The 21665-nt window shown below is 36.7% G+C and carries 20 protein-coding genes; 12 read left to right on the top strand and 8 right to left on the bottom strand.

What is annotated here, in order from left to right; genetic code table 11:
- The first annotated feature begins 55 nt into the window (after positions 1-55).
- Positions 56-709, top strand: a complete 654-nt coding sequence (locus ACMAYX_RS08690) for a hypothetical protein (RefSeq protein ID WP_412463380.1) — start codon at positions 56-58, stop codon at positions 707-709.
- 36 nt (positions 710-745) lie between these two features.
- On the opposite strand, the gene ACMAYX_RS08685 is transcribed toward ACMAYX_RS08690, so the two are convergent.
- On the bottom strand, positions 746-2689 hold the full coding sequence (locus ACMAYX_RS08685; protein WP_412471731.1) for a methionine--tRNA ligase: 1944 nt from the start codon (positions 2687-2689) through the stop codon (positions 746-748).
- Between the two features lie 33 nt (positions 2690-2722).
- The gene (locus tag ACMAYX_RS08680; protein ID WP_412471732.1) at positions 2723-3205 is read right to left on the bottom strand and encodes a methylated-DNA--[protein]-cysteine S-methyltransferase; all 483 of its coding nucleotides are present in this window, start codon (positions 3203-3205) and stop codon (positions 2723-2725) included.
- A gap of 124 nt (positions 3206-3329) precedes the next feature.
- On the opposite strand from ACMAYX_RS08680, the gene ACMAYX_RS08675 reads away from it, so the two are divergent.
- From ACMAYX_RS08675 to ACMAYX_RS08660, 4 genes are all read left to right on the top strand, one after another.
- Positions 3330-3851 (top strand): peroxiredoxin, encoded by a 522-nt coding sequence (locus ACMAYX_RS08675; protein ID WP_103217949.1) that lies wholly within the window; start codon positions 3330-3332, stop codon positions 3849-3851.
- 6 nt (positions 3852-3857) lie between these two features.
- Complete coding sequence (locus ACMAYX_RS08670) at positions 3858-4445, top strand: hypothetical protein (RefSeq protein WP_412470307.1); 588 nt, start codon at positions 3858-3860, stop codon at positions 4443-4445.
- 221 nt (positions 4446-4666) lie between these two features.
- Entirely contained in the window at positions 4667-6793 is a 2127-nt protein-coding gene (katG, locus tag ACMAYX_RS08665) for a catalase/peroxidase HPI (protein ID WP_368667184.1), read from the top strand.
- Between the two features lie 127 nt (positions 6794-6920).
- A complete protein-coding gene (locus ACMAYX_RS08660) occupies positions 6921-7190 on the top strand; it encodes a cupin domain-containing protein (RefSeq protein ID WP_103217952.1) in 270 nt (89 codons plus the stop codon).
- On the opposite strand, the gene ACMAYX_RS08655 is transcribed toward ACMAYX_RS08660, so the two are convergent.
- From ACMAYX_RS08655 to ACMAYX_RS08645, 3 genes are all read right to left on the bottom strand, one after another.
- Complete coding sequence (locus tag ACMAYX_RS08655) at positions 7187-9130, bottom strand: hypothetical protein (protein WP_412470305.1); 1944 nt, start codon at positions 9128-9130, stop codon at positions 7187-7189. The genes ACMAYX_RS08660 and ACMAYX_RS08655 overlap by 4 nt on opposite strands.
- A gap of 181 nt (positions 9131-9311) precedes the next feature.
- Positions 9312-9683, bottom strand: coding sequence for a hypothetical protein (locus ACMAYX_RS08650; RefSeq protein ID WP_392993194.1), 372 nt, complete (start codon positions 9681-9683; stop codon positions 9312-9314).
- 15 nt (positions 9684-9698) lie between these two features.
- Positions 9699-9902 carry a hypothetical protein gene (locus tag ACMAYX_RS08645; RefSeq protein WP_412471733.1) on the bottom strand — a complete coding sequence of 68 codons (204 nt, stop codon included), beginning with the start codon at positions 9900-9902 and terminating at the stop codon, positions 9699-9701.
- 199 nt (positions 9903-10101) lie between these two features.
- Between ACMAYX_RS08645 and acnA the strand changes: the two genes are divergently transcribed.
- The 5 genes from acnA to ACMAYX_RS08620 all read left to right on the top strand — a co-directional run bounded on the left by acnA (position 10102) and on the right by ACMAYX_RS08620 (position 16989).
- The gene (acnA, locus tag ACMAYX_RS08640; protein WP_412463377.1) at positions 10102-12729 is read left to right on the top strand and encodes an aconitate hydratase AcnA; all 2628 of its coding nucleotides are present in this window, start codon (positions 10102-10104) and stop codon (positions 12727-12729) included.
- Positions 12730-12879: 150 nt separating this feature from the next.
- The gene (locus tag ACMAYX_RS08635) at positions 12880-13695 is read left to right on the top strand and encodes a methyltransferase family protein (RefSeq protein ID WP_412471734.1); all 816 of its coding nucleotides are present in this window, start codon (positions 12880-12882) and stop codon (positions 13693-13695) included.
- Between the two features lie 101 nt (positions 13696-13796).
- Entirely contained in the window at positions 13797-14390 is a 594-nt protein-coding gene (locus ACMAYX_RS08630; protein WP_412471261.1) for an energy transducer TonB, read from the top strand.
- A gap of 79 nt (positions 14391-14469) precedes the next feature.
- Positions 14470-16491 (top strand): TonB-dependent receptor domain-containing protein, encoded by a 2022-nt coding sequence (locus tag ACMAYX_RS08625; RefSeq protein ID WP_412471735.1) that lies wholly within the window; start codon positions 14470-14472, stop codon positions 16489-16491.
- Positions 16492-16506: 15 nt separating this feature from the next.
- Complete coding sequence (locus ACMAYX_RS08620) at positions 16507-16989, top strand: hypothetical protein (RefSeq protein ID WP_412471736.1); 483 nt, start codon at positions 16507-16509, stop codon at positions 16987-16989.
- 6 nt (positions 16990-16995) lie between these two features.
- Here ACMAYX_RS08620 and fumC read toward each other — a convergent pair whose 3' ends face one another.
- Positions 16996-18384, bottom strand: coding sequence for a class II fumarate hydratase (gene fumC, locus ACMAYX_RS08615; protein WP_392993660.1), 1389 nt, complete (start codon positions 18382-18384; stop codon positions 16996-16998).
- Between the two features lie 81 nt (positions 18385-18465).
- The gene (locus ACMAYX_RS08610; RefSeq protein ID WP_412471737.1) at positions 18466-19266 is read right to left on the bottom strand and encodes a TIGR02147 family protein; all 801 of its coding nucleotides are present in this window, start codon (positions 19264-19266) and stop codon (positions 18466-18468) included.
- A 111-nt stretch (positions 19267-19377) separates the two neighbouring features.
- On the opposite strand from ACMAYX_RS08610, the gene ACMAYX_RS08605 reads away from it, so the two are divergent.
- Both ACMAYX_RS08605 and ACMAYX_RS08600 read left to right on the top strand, forming a co-directional pair.
- The gene (locus ACMAYX_RS08605; RefSeq protein WP_412471258.1) at positions 19378-19656 is read left to right on the top strand and encodes a hypothetical protein; all 279 of its coding nucleotides are present in this window, start codon (positions 19378-19380) and stop codon (positions 19654-19656) included.
- A 6-nt stretch (positions 19657-19662) separates the two neighbouring features.
- On the top strand, positions 19663-20715 hold the full coding sequence (locus ACMAYX_RS08600; protein ID WP_412471738.1) for a hypothetical protein: 1053 nt from the start codon (positions 19663-19665) through the stop codon (positions 20713-20715).
- Here the strand turns inward: ACMAYX_RS08600 and ACMAYX_RS08595 are convergent.
- Positions 20712-21662: a hypothetical protein gene (locus ACMAYX_RS08595; RefSeq protein WP_412471739.1), complete on the bottom strand. Its 951-nt coding sequence runs from the start codon at positions 21660-21662 to the stop codon at positions 20712-20714. The genes ACMAYX_RS08600 and ACMAYX_RS08595 overlap by 4 nt on opposite strands.
- Positions 21663-21665: the final 3 nt, after the last annotated feature.

Here is a 21665-nt window from a genome sequence, read left to right as displayed (position 1 = left end):
TTAGAAATCTTACCTTATAGCTTATCTCGATCTATTTTTTTGATAAATTTAAGCTATGAAAACACTAAGCCCAAAACTAAAGAAAATTGTTCTAACGGGAGTTCTTTTACTCTCACAACTAAATCAAGCCGCGACATTTATTCAGGCCGAAGAGACTCCTTATAAGTATATTAAGGCAACGGAAATTGTTAATGACCGTTATATCTTCGAAGAATGTCATGGGAATAGAGAAGAGCTTAAATGCCGCAACCTCTTTTCTGATTACAGAACATTTGCAAGAAGTGACATTAAGAAGATGGCCGATATGAATGGACGCCACGCTCTTTATGCCGCCGGTGCTGATGTCGCAATCTTAGCAGTTTCTGCTTATCTTGGGTTGATTATTGGAGCAAAGGCTACGGCCGCTTACTATATTGGAACAGGTGTGAGTCTTGATGGTGGTGTTGCCGCTGTTGGTGGGTTCTTCTTTGGTGTACCATCGGGAACGGCCGTGGGGACGACATTTGCAGCAGGCCTTGATGAGCTCGATCCATTTGTTCACAGAGATATGTCAATTGCACTTGAGCAAGTTATCGGCGTTGCTGATAGCGACGATCTTGACGATGTGGAAGCAAGACAAATTGATGAAGGGATGATTGTTGAAATTGAAGATATTAATTTTGAACAATTAAAAAATAAAATTAAAACTCAGCTTGAAGATATTGATTAACAAAAAAGGCCTCAAACGAGGCCTTTTCTTTTATCTCTACTCAGCATCAACTGCTGGGAAGTATTCTGCTTGTTCCCCAATTTTATGATTTGCAGGGAAGTCTTTTGCAAGCTCATCAATCGAGTAAACACTCTCAGGAAGATTTAAAGATACGCGAAGCTTCTCCATTGTCTCCGGCGCAAATGGCCTAAGCATTACTAAGATATTTCTTAGAATGTAGAAACAAGAATAAAGAGCATCAGTTCTTTCTTTCTCATCAAAGCGGTCATCGTGAGGCTTATACTGATTAAATAGTCCGTTAATAATACGAGCATAGTTTTCAAGGGCACCAAGTGCTTTTGGGTATTCTCCCTTTTCCATGAATTTCGTATACTGTTGAACAATCTTAAGAGTTTCTTTTTCTGTCTTACCAATAAGCTCACCCTTAGGAACCACGCCACCAAATTGCTTATGACAAGCAGAGATTGGTTTTTCAAATGAAGCGTTCATTGGCCCTGCAAGGAATGCATTCTTTGCTTTGAAAACTTCAAAATCAAAGTTTGATGCTTTCTCTGAAAGACTTAGAGTTGATAGGAAGTAGCGAACTTGGTCTGCTGTATATCCCATCTCATCAATTAGCTGATCACCTGTGTAGAAGTTTCCTTTAGACTTACTCATTTTCTCACCATTAATTTGTAGGTGGAAATTAGAGAAGACATCAGTTTGTTGGAATTCACCTTTAACTGCTTGTCTCATTGGGTCTTCTTGAACACCAAACCACATCGCTCCCTGCATAAGAACGTAGAAGAAAACGTTATCAGTTCCAAGGAATTGGAAAACCTTTGCTTCTGGATCAGTCCAAAATTCTTTATGAAGTTCTGGATCAAGTCCTTTCTTTTTAAGGGCAACTTTTGTAAATGAGATCGGTGCAATTAATGACTCTGGCCATACATATAAAGTTTTACCTTCCATACCTGGCTCAATATCTGTCGGAACAGGAATTCCCCATGAAACATCACGAGTAATTGCTCTATGTGCCCAACCATCATTTAGCTCACACTCAATTCCTGCATCTTCAAGAATTTTCTTTCCTGTTGCAAGATCTGCAAGATTTTCAAATTGAACTAGAACTTTTCTTCCTGGAGCATAACGGCTTTTATGAGTTGGAAGAGATTCTTTAATTTCTTTATATGCTGGCTCAGATTTATTTGTGAAAGTTACACATGGATAAACTGTACCAAATGCTTCTTGAAGAATAGGTTTTCTCCAAGTCTTCTGCTTTGTATTTAGCCACTCAATAAGTTGGTCAGTTACTTTCCACATATTTAGATACCAGTGATCAGTATCTCTAAGCTCTGGTGTCGCATCACTTACAGCTGAAACAGGATTCTTTAACTCATGTGGATCGTAGTTTTTGCCACAAACATCACACTCATCACTATATGCTTTAGTATTTGAGCAGTCTGGATTTGGACAATCACCCTGAACATAGCGATCAGGTAGGAACATATTAAGTTTTGGATCAAACCATTGCTGACTTGTTTTCTTATCTAGCATTCCATTAGCGTGCATTTTTCTAAGAAAATCCTGACAAAGTTCTTTATGAGCTTCGTAATTCTCTTCTCTTGAAGTTCCTGTATAAGTATCAAGACCGATTGAGTAGCGCTCCATTGTCTTAGATTGCTTTGCATGAACCTCACTAATGAACTCTTGTGTTGTTTTACCAAGTTTCTTTGCAGCTACTTCACTTGTTGATCCATGATCGTCAGTACCACAAACAAATAGTACGTTATCATCACCAATCAGTAGCCTCATCCAACGCGAGTAAATATCTGCTGGTACGTGGGCACCTGCTAGGTGACCAATGTGAACTGGCCCGTTTGCATATGGCATACCTGCTGTAATAACAGCTTTCTTTGGTCGACTTACACGAGATAGGATTGTTGGAATGTCCTGCTTTGGACGCATGTCTTTTTTGTTTTCTTTTACTTCATTATTCATAGGGAATAATTTAGCATTGCCCTGCGTTTTCGTCTATATAAAGGTACCTTCAAGATTGAGAAGGGCCTCTTTAGTTTGTGCTCCTGCAACGTATCCTGAAAGTTCGCCCGACTTGGCTATGACGCGGTGACAAGGAATTATTAAACAAATTGGATTTTTAGCATTGGCACTACCAACTGCTTGCACAGCGTTGGGGGAACCAACTTTATTTGCAATTTCTGAATAGGTTGTAACTTCACCGTAGGGTATATCAAGAAGCTGGGCCCAAACTTGTTTTTGAAAATCTGTTCCCTTGCTAATACTTAGAGGAATTGAAAACTTCTTACGACTACCTGCAAAGTATTCCTCAAGTTGATCGTGGGCCTCATTGAGATATTTTACAATCCTCTCGTCGTCTTCGTAATGAGGACCATCAAAATCTTGCTCTTGCCAACCCAGGTATGAGACACCGTTTTCATTAGCACAAATATAAATCGTGCCAAATTTTGAATGGAATTCAATTTGTCTATCAGTCATGCCGTGATTATAGCACTATCAAATCTTAAAAAGAACTTATGTTTATGTGATCTGTTTTGAAGTTTATTGCGTATATATAGTTAAGAGAGATAAACTTAACCAATTTTTAATTTCTGGAGGAATTATGAAAGTAATCAGTCGTTTATTTATTGCAATGTGTATCATGTTCTCTTTTGCCCATGGGGAAGAAATTAAATTAGGTCAAAGTGTGCCAGAATTTACAGCAAAGAATCATGAAGGCAAAAACTTTTCAATCGTATCACGCAAAGGAAAGTGGACTGTTCTTTACTTTTACCCAAAGGCGGGGACTCCTGGTTGTACTAAGCAGGCATGTGCCTTTCGCGACAGCATTAAATCAATTAGAAAATTAGGTGCTGAGGTTTATGGGATCAGTATGGACTCTGTAAAAGATCAAGCTGCTTTTCACGAAGAGCATGCTCTGCAATTCGATCTTCTTTCGGATGAAAAAGGTGAAGTGACAAAGAAGTTTGGTGCAAAGATGGCCGTATTTAATATTTCAAAAAGATGGACTTTTATTATTGATCCAAGTTTAAAGATTGTAGCAATTGATCGCGATGTTGATCCAATGTTAGATGCAGATCATGTATCGAAGAAATTAGCTGAACTGCAGAAAACGAAAAAGTAATCATTTATGAGTCAAGCGAGTAGTGCTTTATTATTTTTTCTCGTAAATCACGAAAGGAAATATCCTAATCGTAAATTGGCCGCTGCTATTGAGGCTGCATCAACACATGAAGACTACCTATCTATTTTAAAAACTTTTAACTTCAAAAAAGTTAAAGCAAAGGCCCTCAATGCTCTAATGCATTGGGGGAATAATCAATGGGAGTTTGAACTTCTCGATTATATTCCATCACCATATGAAGTTTTAAAGTTTCAGGCACAGGGGATTCGTCCTGTGACATTAATTGAGCAAGAAAACTTTAAACCGATACTCATGCGTGAAGATTGTTTAGAGTTTTTTCTACATGATCTTGAGCATGGCCATATGTTCTTTCACAATGAAGAATTAAAGAAAATGCAGATCAACTTTTTTAAAAAAGTTGAAGACTCTCTTGAGCGTGGAGAATGGAAAACCTATCTAAAATGTCGAGAATTTAAAGAAAAATTCTTCTACCTCATAAGCGACATGAATAGCCATATTGAGCACTATCGTCACTATCTCAACTCTATGCTTCCTCCGAAAGATATCAATAAATTCGAATACTTGTTTAATTAATTGACCTGTTGCGGTGATAGTTAAGAAAAATTAAGTTTGAGCTTCCATAGTCAAAATCTATCCTGATATAGACAAAATATATTATCTTTACATCTGTCTTTCATCGATACTGATTGCATCGAAAACATAGATTTTCAAAGGAGCCAAATATGAAAAGAAAACTACCTTTGTTAATTGCTGCAGTAACGCTTTTGAGTTGTGCATCGAACTCAAATGATAATATGAAACAGCAATTTGCAAGCGGTGAAGCCAAGCCGAATAACTTTTGGTGGCCTAGCCGAATCGATTTAACACCACTTAGGCAGCACTCTCTCGAGTCAAGTCCATTAGGTCCTAAGTTTAATTATGCAAAAGAATTTAAATCACTAAATCTTTCAGCAGTGAAAAAAGACATCAGAAAAACATTAACAACATCCCAAGATTGGTGGCCAGCAGATTACGGTCACTATGGGCCATTTTTTATTCGTATGGCATGGCACAGTGTTGGAACATATAGATCTCATGATGGTCGCGGAGGCGGCGGTGGTGGTCAACAACGTTTTGAACCACTTAATAGTTGGCCAGATAACGTTTCACTAGACAAGGCCAGGAGATTACTTTGGCCAGTTAAAAAGAAATATGGAAATAAAATTTCATGGGCAGACTTAATGGTTCTTGCTGGTAACGTATCACTTGAAGATATGGGATTTAAAACAATCGGCTTTGCCGGTGGCCGAACAGACGATTGGGAAGCTGATCTTGTTTACTGGGGACCAGAGACTCAGTGGCTTGCTGGTGACAAAAGATATAAAGGTGAGCGCGATCTTGAAAGACCACTTGCCGCAGTACAGATGGGACTAATTTATGTAAACCCTGAAGGGCCAAACGGAAATCCTGATCCATTACTTGCTGCAAAAGATATTCGTGAAACATTTGGAAGAATGGGAATGGATGATGAAGAAACAGTTGCTCTTATCGCTGGTGGACACACTTTTGGTAAGGCACACGGTGCTCATAAACCAGATGACTGTTTAGAAAAAGATCCTGCCGGAGCACCAATTGAGAATCAAGGTTTTGGTTGGAAGAACAAGTGTGGAAAGGGTCACTCAGAAGACACAATTACTTCTGGTCTTGAAGGTGCTTGGAATGCAACACCTACTCAATGGACAACTGGTTACTTAGATAATCTATGGGCATTTGAGTGGAAGCTTACGAAATCTCCAGCGGGTGCACATCAGTGGATTCCAACTGATGAAGGCGCAGCTGATATGGTTCCAGATGCTCACATAAAAGATAAGCGTCACGCACCAATCATGTTCACAACAGATATTGCACTTAAAGAAGATCCTGCATATGCAAAAATCTCTAAGAGCTTTTTAGATGATCCAAAGAAATTTGAATACGCATTTGCTAAAGCATGGTTCAAACTTACTCACCGTGATATGGGGCCACAAGCTCGCTATATTGGTAAGGAAGTTCCAAAAACTTCTTTTAAATGGCAAGATCCAACTCCGAAAGGAAAGAAGATCTCTAATGCAACAGCATCTGCAGTTAAGTCTGATATCTTAAAATCGGGTCTGTCTGTATCAGATCTTGTTAGAACTGCATGGGCCTCAGCTTCTACTTATCGTGGAACTGATATGCGTGGTGGTGCAAATGGTGCACGAATTCGTCTGGCCCCACAAAAAGATTGGGCAATTAATAAGGCCTCAAACGTTGATGCAGTGATTGCTAAGCTTTCAAAAATTAGTAAAAGACATGGAGTTTCTTTAGCTGACACAATTGTTCTTGGGGGAGCTGCTGCAATCGAGAAGGCTTCTGGTAACAAAGTTAAGGTTCCATTCTCTTCAGGGAGAGGGGACGCAACTCAGAGACAAACAGATGTAACATCTTTTGCTTTCTTAGAGCCAAAAGCAGATGCTTTCCGTAACTACTACACAGAAGAGTCTGGAAGAACTCCTATATATATGCTTATTGATAAAGCAAATATGTTAGGTCTAACAGTTCCTGAAATGACAGTTCTTATCGGTGGGATGCGCGCTCTTGATGCAAACGCAGATGGATCTAAAAATGGTGTATTCACAAGTCGTCCTGGAAAACTTACAAATGACTTCTTTGTAAATCTTCTAACGATGGACAATAAGTGGGTTAAATCAAGTACTCCTGGACTATACAATGGTGTGGACAGAAAGTCTGGAAAGGTTAAGTACACTGCGACTCCTGTTGACTTAGTCTTTGGTTCCCATGCTGAGCTAAGAGCTGTCGCTGAAGTTTACGCTGCTAACGATGGTCAAAAGAAATTTATGCAAGACTTCGTTAAGGCTTGGACTAAAGTAATGCAAGCAGATCGTTTTGATTTAAAATACTAATTAGTAATATGCCTGGCCGAGCTTTCTCGGTCAGGTTCTTATGATTCCACTCTGGAATAGTAAAAATACCGATTATATATTGTTCAGAAAATCTCTCACAAAGTAATGTTAAGCATGGAGAGTCGTCATGTTAGAAACATCATTTGGTCATTTAGTTAAGTTAGATATTAGTCAAGTAAGTGAAGTGAACTTCCTTTCTTTTTCAAAGAGGGGCCGTGCTCATAAGCATCCGCAAAAAGAAGTTGTTTATATTACATCAGGAAGTGGAGCGATTCATATTGAGGGTGAAATTACTAAAGTAAGTAAAGGAGACCTCATCACTATTGATAGGATGAAGTCTCACTATATGGTACCGACAGAAAATGAAGTTTTGGAGTTGATGCTATTTTATAGCTAGAGCCCGTAATACTTACTCATCCAGTAGATTAAAGTGATATCGTAGCCAGGGTTCTCGTCTCTAGCAGCACCTCTTTTTTCATAGCCTACAGTGTATGGTTCTCTTTGCCACATGAATGATCCACCAGGATGGCGATGCCTGATATCAAGTGGGTCTGCGGAAATAGACATGAAACCTTTTCCACCATACTCAGGGTATTGCACAAGTTCAATGTCTTCTAGTGGTGGTTTTACAACACTTACATTTCTTGGAGAGCGTTCTAAGAAGCGTACAAGATTTTCTTGAATTCGTGTGATCTTCTCTTGCGAAACCGCATCAGGATTAAAAGAGTATTCAATTAAATTAAAGAAAGAGTTGTCGTGATTTCCTGTGCTGTACTTAATAACGTTATAGCTTCTAAGCATATCTGCACGGCGCTCTTGGTTCTTTTCAAGTCTAAAGTAATTGTAGAAGTGCATATTAAGTAAGTTGAATTTATAATACTTATTAACATTATCTTTTGCTGTAATATTATGAAAAATATAAGCAGTCTTACTTAATTCAGACATGCGGTTAAGTTCTTGTGTGTATTGTCCAGGAAACATATGTTGTCCAATCAATAACATATTAAGTTGCTGCTCAGGACTTCCAAACCAGACAGTTGGAGCAATTACTTTTGCAGGAGTGATGCTGATTTCACGGTCTTCAGAAATTGTCCAATTATTACGAATAAGATAATCAAGCATCATGCGATAATATGAAGCAGCTTTTGTCTTAATCTCTTCGTCTTCAATAAGATCATAGACGATCGTAAGTCCAAAAATAATTCCTGTGTATTGATCTCTTGTAATACCTTTCTTCTCGTGATGGTTTACCCATTTTTCACCTTTGTAATCGACGATTTCATAATCTAGAGGGTCTCTATTGGCCATCAAAGCACGACCGGCCATGCTGTTAAGGGGTTGTGCAGATCTTGAAAGTAAACCAGTAAACCCATTTACTCCTAATAGATTTCCAATACCATCAAGATTGATTCTAATATTATTTAAGGCTTTTTCATTTTGAGAAACACTATAGCGAAAAGCTTGAGATGCAAGATAGGCACCATTCCAAATCGCAGCATCTGAAAAAGTTCCAAAACCAACGACATTTCCTTTTGTTCCAATACCATTTGGCCCATAAGCATCAAACCAAGAAATATAATCATTTTGATCATAAATTAAATTGAGAACAGTACCATTAATTAAATGTTTTTCTGCTATTTTGTCTTCGATATTTTCAATTGTGTCCTCTAGGTCTGAAAAGCTATAAAGTGGAGGAGTTTTTAGGCGTTCAGGAGTTGCTTGTCTAAAACGCTCATTTAGTACGAATACTGTTTTTAATTGTTCACTACCTTGCGCCAATAATTTATCAAAGGATTTGTTGATTTTCTTTTTTAGAACTTTTTTTGTCGCAACAAGTACACCGTTTAGAAGTACATTTGAAGCTTTAAGGTCAAGTTTTAATTTCTTGTCGATAGTATCAATTGACTTAACTCTGATAACACTATTTTCATCTCTGTCATAATTGATAACGTATTTAAACTTTAGCTCTTTGATATTTAGCTTAATAAGCTTTGTCATGCGAAACCATTTTGTTTTGTATCTTAAACGAGCTCTTAGCTTTAATTTCCATTTATTAGAATCTGGAATACCAACAACAATTTTATTATCCGTAATTTCATAGAATTCTATTGGGAAGTCGAGAATATTTGTTTCAGCAATATTGGCACTCATAAGTTTTAAATTACTGCCAATTTCTTTATTGTTAAAATTTTCTTTAACTTCTTTATTAATATTGAAAATAATGTCTTCTTTGAATCCATTAAATAATGATTTTAATTCATTATTTAGAGTGCTTTCGTGAGAAAAAGCGAATGAATAACTTTGCGCTAAGATGGCAAGGAATAAAACGTACTTCATACTACTATCCTATGTATTACAAGTTTAATTTATCCCTAAGTCAATTTAGAAATACTATAGTGATTCAATTTATTATTTGCAAATATGATAGATGAATTTTTAGGATGATTCTGTCAAAAGTAAGAAACTTAAGAAAAATTAAGTGATCTGACCAGTTGCCTGGTCAGAATGACATCACTTTCTAGTATTTGATTAGTGTTTTTGTATCCATGATAAACTCACCATCACGATCTGGTGAGTAAACTCTGGCCTTGCCATGAGTATAAATTTCAAGAACAATATCGACTTCGTTGTACTTGTCGATAACTTTATCTTCTACGCAAATTTTTTCAAAACACTCAACTGATTTACCTAGTTCTGAATATGGAAATGAGTATGTACCTGGCCCATGAGCAAGCTCTACCTCAACCATATCTTTTGATTGATCAAAGCTTACAACGTATCCAGACCAACCAAATACATCCATAACCTTATCATCTTGGCATAGTGATTTATAACATTCACCTGCAAAGATAGGCATAGTGAGCATTAAGGTAAAAATAATTTTTTTCATTTAAAATTCCTTGTTTTATTCTTTTGAAAATGTATCAACAAATTTTTTGATTTCATCAACATGCTCAAGAATGTATTTCGCTTTAGTTAAGCCGAAACTCATTATCGTACCATACTTCTCAAGTTCGTTGCCTTCTTCATCAACTTTATAAATTTTGAATATTTTATTTCCTTTAAACTCTTCTACACCAACATTATGTGGAGGTAAGTCATAGCTCATATTAATCCCTTTATAAAATGTAGTTAATTATTCTTATTCTAACATTTAATTGTAAATTCATTAAACTATAAAAATTTAATATCATAAGTGATTATCCGAAAAGTAAAATATTGAAAAAACCATTTAAACTAATTTGATAACCAAGTTTATCACTAAGATATTTAAATATACTTAATTAAATCTATACCAAGGATTTTTTATGGAAAATAAGATCAAAGAAATTGAAAAAGTTTTAGAACTAAAAAATACAAGCTTATCTTACATAAGTTTAAAGAATCTATGTGAAAAGTACGGCGTAAATATTGAAACGCTTCCTCATACAATTAAAATTCTTCTTGAGAATATTGCAAGAAGAGTAGATGGAAAAGATGTTAAGCTCACTGATGTTGAAGCTCTCGTTAAATGGGGCAGTGGCTATGATAAAAAAGCCTCTCTTGCTTTTATGCCTGCAAGAGTTCTTATGCAAGACTTCACTGGGGTCCCGGCCGTTGTCGATTTGGCCGCAATGAGAAGTGCAATGGCCAGAGCAGGGGGAGATCCTAAAAAAGTAAATCCATATGTTGGAGTTGATTTAGTTATTGATCACTCTGTCCAAGTTGATAATTTCGGGCATGCTGATTCATATGAAAAGAACTTGGAGCTTGAATATGAGAGAAATGCAGAACGCTACGCTCTTTTAAACTGGGCCCAACAGGCATTTCAAGATTTTCGAGTGGTTCCTCCTGGTATGGGGATTTGCCATCAGGTAAACCTTGAGCACCTTGGTCATGTTGTTCAGAGTAAGAATGGATGGGCGATCCCTGATACTCTAGTGGGGACAGACTCACATACTCCAATGATTAATGGATTGGGTGTACTTGGTTGGGGCGTTGGTGGAATTGAGGCAGAAGCGGCAATGCTTGGACAACCAATGTTCTTACCTGCACCAATTGTTATCGGTATTCGTACAAAAGGGACATTGCCAGCTGGAGCAACTGCTACTGATTTAGTACTAACTCTTACTGAAATGCTTCGTAAACACGGTGTTGTTGGGAAGTTTGTTGAATTTTTCGGAGATGGCCTAAGTAGTTTAAGTATTGCAGATCGAGCCACTCTTTCAAATATGTCACCAGAATTCGGTGCAACTGCAACTTTATTCCCAGTGGATCAAGTGACTCTCGATTACTTAGTTATGACAGGTCGAGGTGATAAAGTAGAGTTGGTTGAAAAGTACACAAAAGAACAAGGCCTATTTAGAAATGATGGAGATAGAGAGCCTCAGTTTACTGAAGTTTTAGACTTAGATTTAAGTAGTGTTGTTCCAAGTCTTGCCGGCCCTAAACTACCTCAGCAGAGAGTTAATCTTAATGATGCTCGTAAATCATTTGATGATAATTTTAAAGTTGGAAAAAATGAGGGAAAAGTTATTAAACATGGTGATGTTGCAATTGCAGCGATAACTAGTTGTACAAATACTTCAAATCCTTCAGTCATGCTTGCCGCAGGACTTGTTGCAAAGAAGGCAGTTGAAGCAGGTCTTAGTACAAAACCTTGGGTTAAAACTTCTCTTGCTCCTGGTTCTCGTGTTGTTACAAATTATTTAAAAAAGGCAGGGTTACTTCCATATTTAGAGAAACTTGGATTTAACTTAGTAGGGTATGGTTGTACTACATGTATTGGAAACTCTGGGCCACTGCCTGAAGAAGTTTCAAAAGATATTAATGAGAATGAGCTTGCGGTAGTTTCTGTTTTATCAGGTAATCGAAACTTTGAAGGACGAGTTCATAGCCAAATTAAAGCAAGTTACCTGGCCTCACCACCTCTTTGTGTAGCCTATGCTCTGACAGGAACTTTCCTTTGTGACTTATCAACTGAAGCAATAGGGCAAAATAAAGATGGAAAAGATATTTTTCTAAAAGATATTTGGCCAACAGCAAGTGAAATTCAAGACTTGATCGCTTCTTCAGTAAGTTCGGAGCAATACGAGTATGAATACGGACGAATTTTTGCAGGTGATGATAAGTGGAAGAGTATGGCCGTACCAAAAGGTGATCTATTTGAATGGCAAACAAACTCGACATACGTTAGAGAGCCCGACTTCTTTGTAAATTTACCAAAAGATGTAGCACCTCTTAAGAATATCAATGAAGCAAGAGTCATGTGCTTACTTGGAGATTCTATAACGACAGACCATATCTCACCTGCCGGAACAATTGGAAAGGATTCTCCGGCCGGAAAGTATTTAATGGAGCAAGGTGTTTCACAAAAAGACTTTAATAGCTTTGGTTCACGCCGTGGTAATCACGAAGTAATGATTCGTGGAACTTTTGGAAATATTCGATTGAGAAATGATATGGCCCCAGGGACAGAAGGGCCATGGACAACACATCTACCAAGTCGTGAACAGATGAGTATTTATGATGCTTCTAAGCGCTATCAAGAAGATGATATTCCTTTAATTGTCATTGCAGGTAGTGCATATGGCTCGGGAAGTTCACGAGACTGGGCAGCAAAAGGAACGACATTACTTGGGATAAAGGCCGTCTTAGCTGAAAGTTATGAAAGAATCCACCGCAGTAATCTCGTTTGTATGGGAGTTCTACCGCTGCAGTTTAAAGAAGGTCAAAGTGCTAAAACTTTAAAGATTACTGGTCTAGAAACATTTACGATTAAAGGTATTGAAGAAGGTATCAGTCCACGTAAAGAACTAAGCATAGAAATGAAGCGTGATGATGGAAGTATTGAAGTGTTTGATGTTATTTTAAGAGTCGATGCACAAGCTGAAGTTGACTACTATACTCATGGTGGAATTTTACAAATGGTTCTTAGGGAAATGCAGAGTAAATGATTTTTTAGAAAAACTAATTTTTACTAATTTGACTTAACTTGCTCTGCTATTAGGTGTTTACGTCTATCACGCTGGCCGTTTTGATTCTCTATTTCCGTGTTGTTATTCAATTTATAATGAAGAAACTCACAACAACATAGGAAGGATAATATGACGAACAAAACAGGTGTTTTAACATTCGGAGTGATTAGCTACTTAGTAGGCTTTTCTGCGCTTGTCGGTTGGATTGGTAGTATGCTGGGGCTAATTCCTTTTCAGTATGGAATTGTAAACTATACAACAGACTCTGTGGGAAGTGCCTTTGCAATTGCCATCGGGCTTACTAGTTTATTTGCGATCCAGCATACAGTAATGGCAAGGCAGACTTTTAAAAGATTTATTAATCAATATATTCCAGCTGCGGCAGAGAGATCGCTCTATGTTCTGATGTCGGGTATAACACTTCATTGTGCTATTTTATTTTGGCCTAAAAATGGAGTTGTTCTGTGGAATATTGAAAACTCAATTGCCTCGACTCTCATTATGAGTATCGGTGTTGCTGGTTGGGCCTACCTTTTTGTTGCAAGCTTTGCTTTAAATCATTTTGAACTGTTTGGTCTTGAGCAAACTTATAACTATTATCAAGGCAAGCCGCTTCATCGTGTGCCTTTTCAAGAAAGTTGGATGTACAGTTTTGATCGCCACCCAATCATGACAGGTGCACTTATCGGTATGTGGTTTACTCCTCAAATGACAGTTGATCATCTTATGTTTAGCGGAATTTTCTCTGCCTATATTATCGCAGGCGTTTCAGTTGAAGAAAGGGATCTTGTTAGGCAATGGGGGACGCGATACATGGATTATCGAAGTCGTGTAAAAACAATTGTTCCTACTTTTGATATAATTGGGCCAAATGATATCAAGGCCAGTGAGTCTAAACAAAATAAACAAAAGAAAGATGAAGATGAAACGAAAAAAGCAGCATAGTAAATAGTGAAGGAGTCTTTGACTCCTTTATGTTTATTGAAAAAACTTCATGAATACGAAAGCATTTGTGAATTTGGTCCTATTTGGTGATAATAAGAGCTATGCGCAGGAATCGTTTTCTCTATTCGACAATTATTTCGATAGGAATTCACGGACTATTGATATTTGGATCAGCTTCGACTTTGAAGCCAGAGTCTTTTAATACGCATTTTTCTAGAAATACTGCCCAAGTAATTCAAGTTAGACGTTTGGTGAAGCTGAAGAAGATTACCCAATCACCTAAGAAGACAATTCAAAAGAAGGCCAGATCTAAGCAGGTTGCTAGGCCAATATCAACGAAGCCGCTAGAGCAGTCTCTAGAGAATTCGCCAGTGGTAAATAAAGTCGTTAACACGGGACAGGCCAATGAGAAGGCCAGGTATCTCAAGAGTATTAGAGATCAAATTCTTTCCCAAAAGCGCTATCCAAAAATTGCTAAGATGTTAAAAAAACAAGGAATTGTTGATATTTACTTTGAGGTTTCTTATCCAAGTAATCTTTCAAATATTCAAATTCAAAAGGGGAGTGGCCACGCAATTCTTGATAAATCTGCCCTTGAGACAATAGAGGCACTTGATGAGCTGCCTCAAATGCCAGACTTCCTAAAGTCTGAAATTTTGAAGGTAGCAATACCAATTAAATATGAGTTGTTGTAACACGACTAACGCACTGTAAAAACTAACTTCTTTACTAAAACCATTCCAAAAATCACGTCAAATATGATAGTTTGCCTACATGATAAAAAAGTTTGATGGCCAATACAAGCTAGTCTTTTTAGGCCTTCTCTCAAATTCACTTATCTTTGCGCAAGACGTAAATCGTTTGGAGTCGATATATATTACCGACGAGGCGCAAATCTATGAGGAGGCTCAAAGCACTGCTTTAGGTCTTCAAGATGAAATTACTTCAGACGAGCTTGAAGAGGAAATTGCTCAAAGCATTGATGATGTTTTAAAAAATACCTCTGGTGCTACAACTAAAGGTGGACCACGTGCTATTGGTGAGACTCCGCAGGTTCGTGGCCTTGAGGCCAATAAGCTTTTTGTTAACATTGATGGCGTGAAGCAGACTTTTTATTTTTCGAATCATAATTACTCGCATCTTGCAGTTGATCCAGATAGTATAAAGAAAGTTGATATCTTTAAATCTAATACAGATTATTCTCAAGGAATTAGTCTTGGTGGCGGAATGTCTTTTGCTACGAAAGATGGGCGAGATTATTTAGAGGCCGGTGAGAAGTCTGGAAGTATTGTTAAATACTCATATGAAGAAGCTTCAAATATGAATGCTGAGTCATTGAAAACTTTTGGTTTAATGGATGGTGGTGATTACCTCATAAGCGCTAGCTATAAAGATTCAAATGATCTTAAGCTAAGTGATAAGACAACTCTTAAGAATTCAGCTTTTGAAAATTATAATATTTCTTCAAAGTTCACTTTTGATCTTGGTAAAGGTCAGAAGTTAAAGTTAAGTGGAGAGATTTATGACCTTGAAGATGAGTCGCCATTAAATGCAACTCTTGATCCACCAAGTGATTTAACAACACTTCATGGCAAGACAAGAATCAAACGTGAATCCTTAGGATTAAATTACACAAATAACTCTTACGCAGGAAATCTCTATTATTCTGGCCAGCTTAATAAGCAAGAGCGCGATAGTGATAATCGCCAAGAAGAGCGTAATATTCAAACGCTTGGAGCACGCCTTAAAGATCATATTGAATTTAGAGAAAATCTTAAACTTGTTATTGGTACGGATGCAACGATTGATAAAGTAACTGGAAAAAGCTCTGTAGGTAGTGTTTCTGATTATCCAGATGGACAAAGAACTGAAGCCGCTGCATTTGCTCAGCTTAATTATAAGGTAGGTGGACTAACTGTTGCACCTGGGATTCGCTTCAGTGATTATAAACTTGAATCGAAAGATTCTGGTTTTGATGATGTAAAAGATAATAACCTTTCGTCAAAAATTTTATTAAATTACGAGTACAAAGGTTTTAATTTCTTTTCTAACTTTTCTCAGGGCTTTAATTCGCCAGATGTTCAAGAAGTCTATGCAACAGGACTGCACCGCCTGGGAGATGGATTCTTTATTTCAGATAATTACTTTGTGACTAATTTAGACTTAAAGCCTGAAACATCAAATACAATTGAATTTGGAACTGAATTTAAGAAACAACTTTTCTCTGATTTAGATCTTCTGACATTTAGGGCAAGTGGGTATGTATCAAAGGCACACAATTATATTGATCAAGAAATTATCGACTATGCCATTTTTGATGGAAAAAATGGAACGACCCAATTTGTTAACCGAGATAAAGTGACTCTTTATGGTCAAGAATTTGATCTTAAATATCTTTACGACCAATTTGAGCTTGCCGCAAGTTATTCACGAAGTGTTGGTTGGGATAATTCAAGAAGGATGTGGCTTTCTAATATGCCAGCAAATACTTATACTTTTGGATTTAACTATCACCTCGATCAATACGGTATAAAGCTTGGTTATGATGCGCTTATGGCAATGAGGCAAGATCGAGTGAATCCGGCATCACTTGAGAGAACAACGGCAACATCAGGTTATACACTTCACAATGTCTTTGCTTCAAAAGAGTTTGTTTCAGGAGTATTTGAAGGACTGAAGCTTACGACAAGACTTGATAACTTAACTGATAAATCATATCGTCGACATGGCTCATATATTAATGAAGTTGGACGAAATTTTAAAATGAGTATTCAATATAAAATAAAGCATTTTTAATAAACGGAGTTTCTAATGAAAACAATTTTAGCCTTTTTAATGGTAACATCAGTATTTGCAACAATCCCTCAAGGGACATATCTTCTTGATCGTATTGAGTGTACGACAGGAGAGACATTAAAGCTTGGTGGTGCCTTTATGAGATATAATGTGATACTTAAAGTTGAAGAAGAGAAAGCTGAAATGACAGCAGTTGCAAAAAGTGCGAAGTGGGCACCGTACTTACTAAATTGTACTCAAGTTAACTCGGGTGACTTTAAATATGTTGGCCCTGGTCAGTATCAAGGTGGACTTGAAATGACTAAAGTTAAATGTAACCTTGGTGTTTGGGAAGGTATTTTAAAGAAGCAACACTTTGGTGTTGAATCAAATGGATCAATCTTTGATTATGAATATAACGACGGAAAGCTTGTCCTAAGTGTTAAAGACACTTTCACAAACTACAAGACATGTCGTGAAGCCGGTGGTTCACCAATTTATCACTATAATAAACAGTAGTATTTTTTATAAAGGTTGTGTCATCTTAGATGGCACAACAAATTTATCAAAATCATCAGCACTTAAAAGCCCTAATTCAATTGCTGATTCCTTAAGAGTAAATCCTTTTTCATGTGCATTCTTTGCAACCTTGGCAGCGTTATCATAACCAATATGTTGGTTTAAAGCCGTCACAAGCATTAGAGAATTTCTTAGATGTTTCTCAATATTTTCATGGTTTGGTTCAATTCCAATTGCGCAATTATCATTAAAAGAATCCATTGAATCAGCAAGTAATGTAAGTGAATGGAGAAAGTTATGAATCATAACTGGTTTATAAACATTAAGCTCAAAGTTTCCTTGAGATCCAGCAAAGCCGATTGCAGCATCATTCCCTAGGACTTGTACGCATACCATTGTTAGCGCCTCACATTGTGTGGGGTTTACTTTTCCTGGCATGATAGATGAACCAGGCTCATTAGATGGAATTGAAATTTCTCCAATCCCACAGCGCGGACCACTGGCAAGCCACCTAATATCATTTGCAATTTTCATTAAAGCCGTTGCAAGTCTTCTCATGGCACCAGAACCTGCAACAATCGCATCATGTGCTGCAAGGGATGAAAATTTATTTGGTGCCGTCACAAATTTCTTACCTGATATTATAGTGATTTTTTGTGCTACAAGTTTAGCGTAATCAGGATGTGTATTTAATCCTGTTCCAACGGCCGTTCCACCTAGTGCAAGCTCTCTTAAATTTTCGATAGAATGAAGTATATCTTTCTTTGCTCCTTTAAGCTGAGCTGTGTAACCAGAAAACTCTTGTCCTAAAGTAAGTGGAGTTGCATCCATTAAGTGTGTTCTTCCAATCTTTACGATGTCTTGAAAATCTTCAGATTTAATTTCGAAGGTCTTAATTAAGCGATTGAGTGATGGAATTAATCGTTCTTCGATTTGCTCAATTGCTGCAATATGCATGGCCGTAGGGAAGGTGTCATTTGATGACTGTGACTTGTTGACATCATCATTGGGATGAATTGGAGATTTGGTACCCATGGTACCTCCACTAATTTCAATTGCGCGATTTGAAATAACTTCATTGGTATTCATATTTGTCTGAGTGCCAGAGCCGGTTTGCCAAACAACCAGAGGGAAGTGTTCATCGAGTTTGCCTGCAATGACTTCATCCGCTGCCTGTATTATAAGAGTCGCTTTTTCTTTTGAAAGTTTACCGAGTTCTTGGTTCGCAAGAGCGGCACCTTTTTTAAGGATTCCAAATGCTCGTATCATTTCTCGTGTAAAGTGATCTTTACCAATCTTAAAGTTCTCTAATGAACGTTGAGTTTGTGCTCCCCAGTAGCGAGAAGACTCAACTTTTATTTCTCCATTACTATCTGTTTCAATTCTAAAGTCCATCACAATCCCTTCTGTTATTGTTAAGATTTTAGTACAGAAGCATGGCCGGCCATACCTTAAGAAAGGTTAAGTATGGAACTTTTATAACTCAAAAAGGTCTAATGTGAAGACAACAGGGATTTCTTCTCCCGTTTCGTTTAGAACAACTTCAAATTCTTCAAGTAGTTTTAAAACTTTCTCTTTTAGCACTGGTAGATCTTTTCGTGATATACCAAGTAAGCTTGAATAGTGAAGATCATTTTCTCCGACATGATCGACTGACTCCATGGCCTTTTGGCGCCAGTTAACATGATGGCGTGGAAGCATGTCAGAGCCTTGGGGAAGATGGATTCTCGTACTGCCAATGGCAAGTTTTCCATGAGAATCTATCGTGACAAAATTTTTATCGATAAGAAAATCAAGTGCATCTTTAACGACTTTGATATTTAACTTTAAATGAGTCGCTATCTCTTGTGCCCCATTAAATGTAGGAAGTGCTGTTAAGATATGAATTGCAACATAGTACCAGCTTGAGTAGTACTTCATTTGATCTTCAGTAGTTAGTGTATTAGTGGCCTTTATTCGATTCGTAATTTCTTTACGTTTATTTTGTATGTCATTAATTTTTTCTAGAAAATATCTCTCAAGCTCTACACTACCTGCACGATCTTTTTGAACCATAAGAAGAAAATAGTCTTTCTCCTCATCTGTTAATTGGAGATAATTTGAGGTTTTAATTGCATGCTCTAAAGATAAGTGAGAGCGAAATGTGAGTACCTGATTGATAAAGGAGAGCTGGCAATTAAGCTCGTCGCTTAGAGACTTCCTCGTAAAGTTCTTAGACTTTGGGCCAAGACATTCTCTTAAGTATTCTCTGTAATCGGTAAAATCATAAATATTCATATGTTAGTATTTTATAACATAATTAGTAATAAAGTTATAACTTTTATATAGAGTCGTGTCATTTATTTAGATATAAAGCCTTCACAATAATAAATATCAATGGAGGCATAAATGAAAACAGTAACTTATCTATTAATTTCTTTAATTTCACTCTCTGTCGCTGCAACTAGCTCTTCAGATTTAAAGTCACGAGTTCTATTAGATCAGCAATTAATTGAGCAAGAATTTTCAATTAATTTGGACTCAACAACTCTTGAATGTTTCTCTGGGTCTGAGTTTGGACACTGTCTTGTTCAAGGCGATCTTAGGGCCCCTAACTCTAGTTGTGAATTTATGATTTCCGTAAGAGCCTCTTCTTACAATGTGTATACGCTTCAATGTGAAGAGTAATTGTCTATGACACAGACAATGAACGTAATTATTTCAAAAAGTCATGAGTATCACTTAGAAGGTGATAAATTTGGAGATATGATGAAAGGTCTATTTTTAGTAACATCTTTATTCTTAGTTCAATCTGCGTTAGCGGAGCAGGTAAAGTGTATACCGTCTTTAGAAGTTCCTAAGGAGATTAAGAAAGATTTTTATCAGAATTATAAAATTCAAACTCAACGACTTGGTGTCGGAAGCAGTGGTGGTGGTGACAATATTCGCCACTACTTTATTTCTGAAGCTAATGAAATTCTCAATGAGCTAAAAAAACATCCCAAATTGATTAAGGATCTTGTTTCTCTAAATAGCTTAAAGGAAGTCATAGATGTCAAATATATTAAAGTTACTTCAAAAAAGTTAATTGATAATACCGGCTCTATTGTTGATGCCTTTGCAAGTGAAGGTCAGATATCTTTAAATGAAGAAGTTTGGATTAACTATATCGAAAGAAACGATAATGTAAAATGGCTAGTTCTTCATGAGCTTCTTAGAGCAAGTGGAGTTAATGACGATAATTATATAATCTCTAATAAAATCATCGAGCGAGTGCCTGGAATTACTTTTAAAAGTTACTTAGCAAAATGTGGTGATTATAAATTCATATTGAATTCAAGTATTCCAGTTGCTGCTTACGCTGGTGAAAAATATATAAAAATAGATTCTGTTAGTATCCATGATGGGAAAGCAAATATTAGTGTTCACAATAAGAAGTTAACGATAAATGAAAAGTCGTGTGAAAAACAGGCCGTTGAAAACGGTTTAGTTGCACAAATTTTAATTGAGAAAGACAAAATTCAACGAAGCCACAATATTAATCTTGAGACAAATACTTTAACTTGTTTAAAGAAGCAGGTCTACGGATTTGAAGGTGCATTTACTGGAGTCTGTACAGTAGAAGGAGATTTGAAAGCTCCTAATTCGAATTCGACTTTCTCTTTAAGTGCTTCAATATCAGATGGAACCCCTAGTATTAACTACAATATTTCTGTTATTGATGGTGAAGGGATTGATCCTTTTTAGAATATTAAAACCTTTGCTTGAATCTCTCCATCTTTGAAGATGAATTCAATTGATAAGTCATTTTGCTTAATTCTCATTTGATTAGTTGGATTCTCACAATAGGTATCTAGCCAAAAGTTCATTCTAAAAATTGACTTTGTCCCATGATAATTTGGCCTTTGCCAGTGACCATTATTTAAATTAAACCCATAAACAACTTCTTCATCTCCACAAGATAATTGCTTGTAGATAAGATTATCTAAACGTTCAACTTTTCCATTGTAGCTGTAACTTAAGTTTGAGCTTATAAAACTTTTTGCATTTGAAAATAGTCGTAGTGTAAGGGGAAGTTCATCGACCTTTATTTCAAATGATTGCCAATTCGAATCCCATTGATTTCTTACCTTAGTACCTAGTTGATCTAGATAGCTATGACTAATAATCCCAATCTGGTGTCCTAATTCGTGGATAAGAATACTAATCATGGCAGGAATGTCATTAGCTATAATTTCTGACTCTTCAAGATTAATAAATATATGACTTTGTTGACTGAATCCCGTTTTTGCAATACGTGCCGTCATATCAACACTATTATGAAAGAATTCTCCAGCATATTCCTTACTAACAAAAATTAGAGGTCTTTTCATATAGATCTTATTAATAAATAACTGATTGATCTCTCTTAAAATTGCTTCTTCTAGGGCGTCGATTTGGCACTCGTATTTATTTGAGAGGCAATTAAAGATTGCTCTTTGAAGATTGTGGTAGGCAAAACTGAAGTTTTGTTCGATTAGTCCTGATCCATTACCAACGATATCTCCAGAGCCTAGTGCATCCATGATAGGTTTTGATTTTTTATTAAAATTCTTCGTTAAGATATAACTTTGAGAAGGACTTAGCCTTTCAAGTTCTTTTGAAAATATATAATTTGAAAATAGTATTACTGATAAAATTAAGTAACTTTTCATTAT

The sequence above is a fragment of the Halobacteriovorax sp. RT-2-3 genome, from assembly GCF_047085075.1.
In the GTDB taxonomy this organism is placed as follows: domain Bacteria; phylum Bdellovibrionota; class Bacteriovoracia; order Bacteriovoracales; family Bacteriovoracaceae; genus Halobacteriovorax_A.
This window is presented reverse-complemented; position numbering and strand designations above follow the sequence as displayed.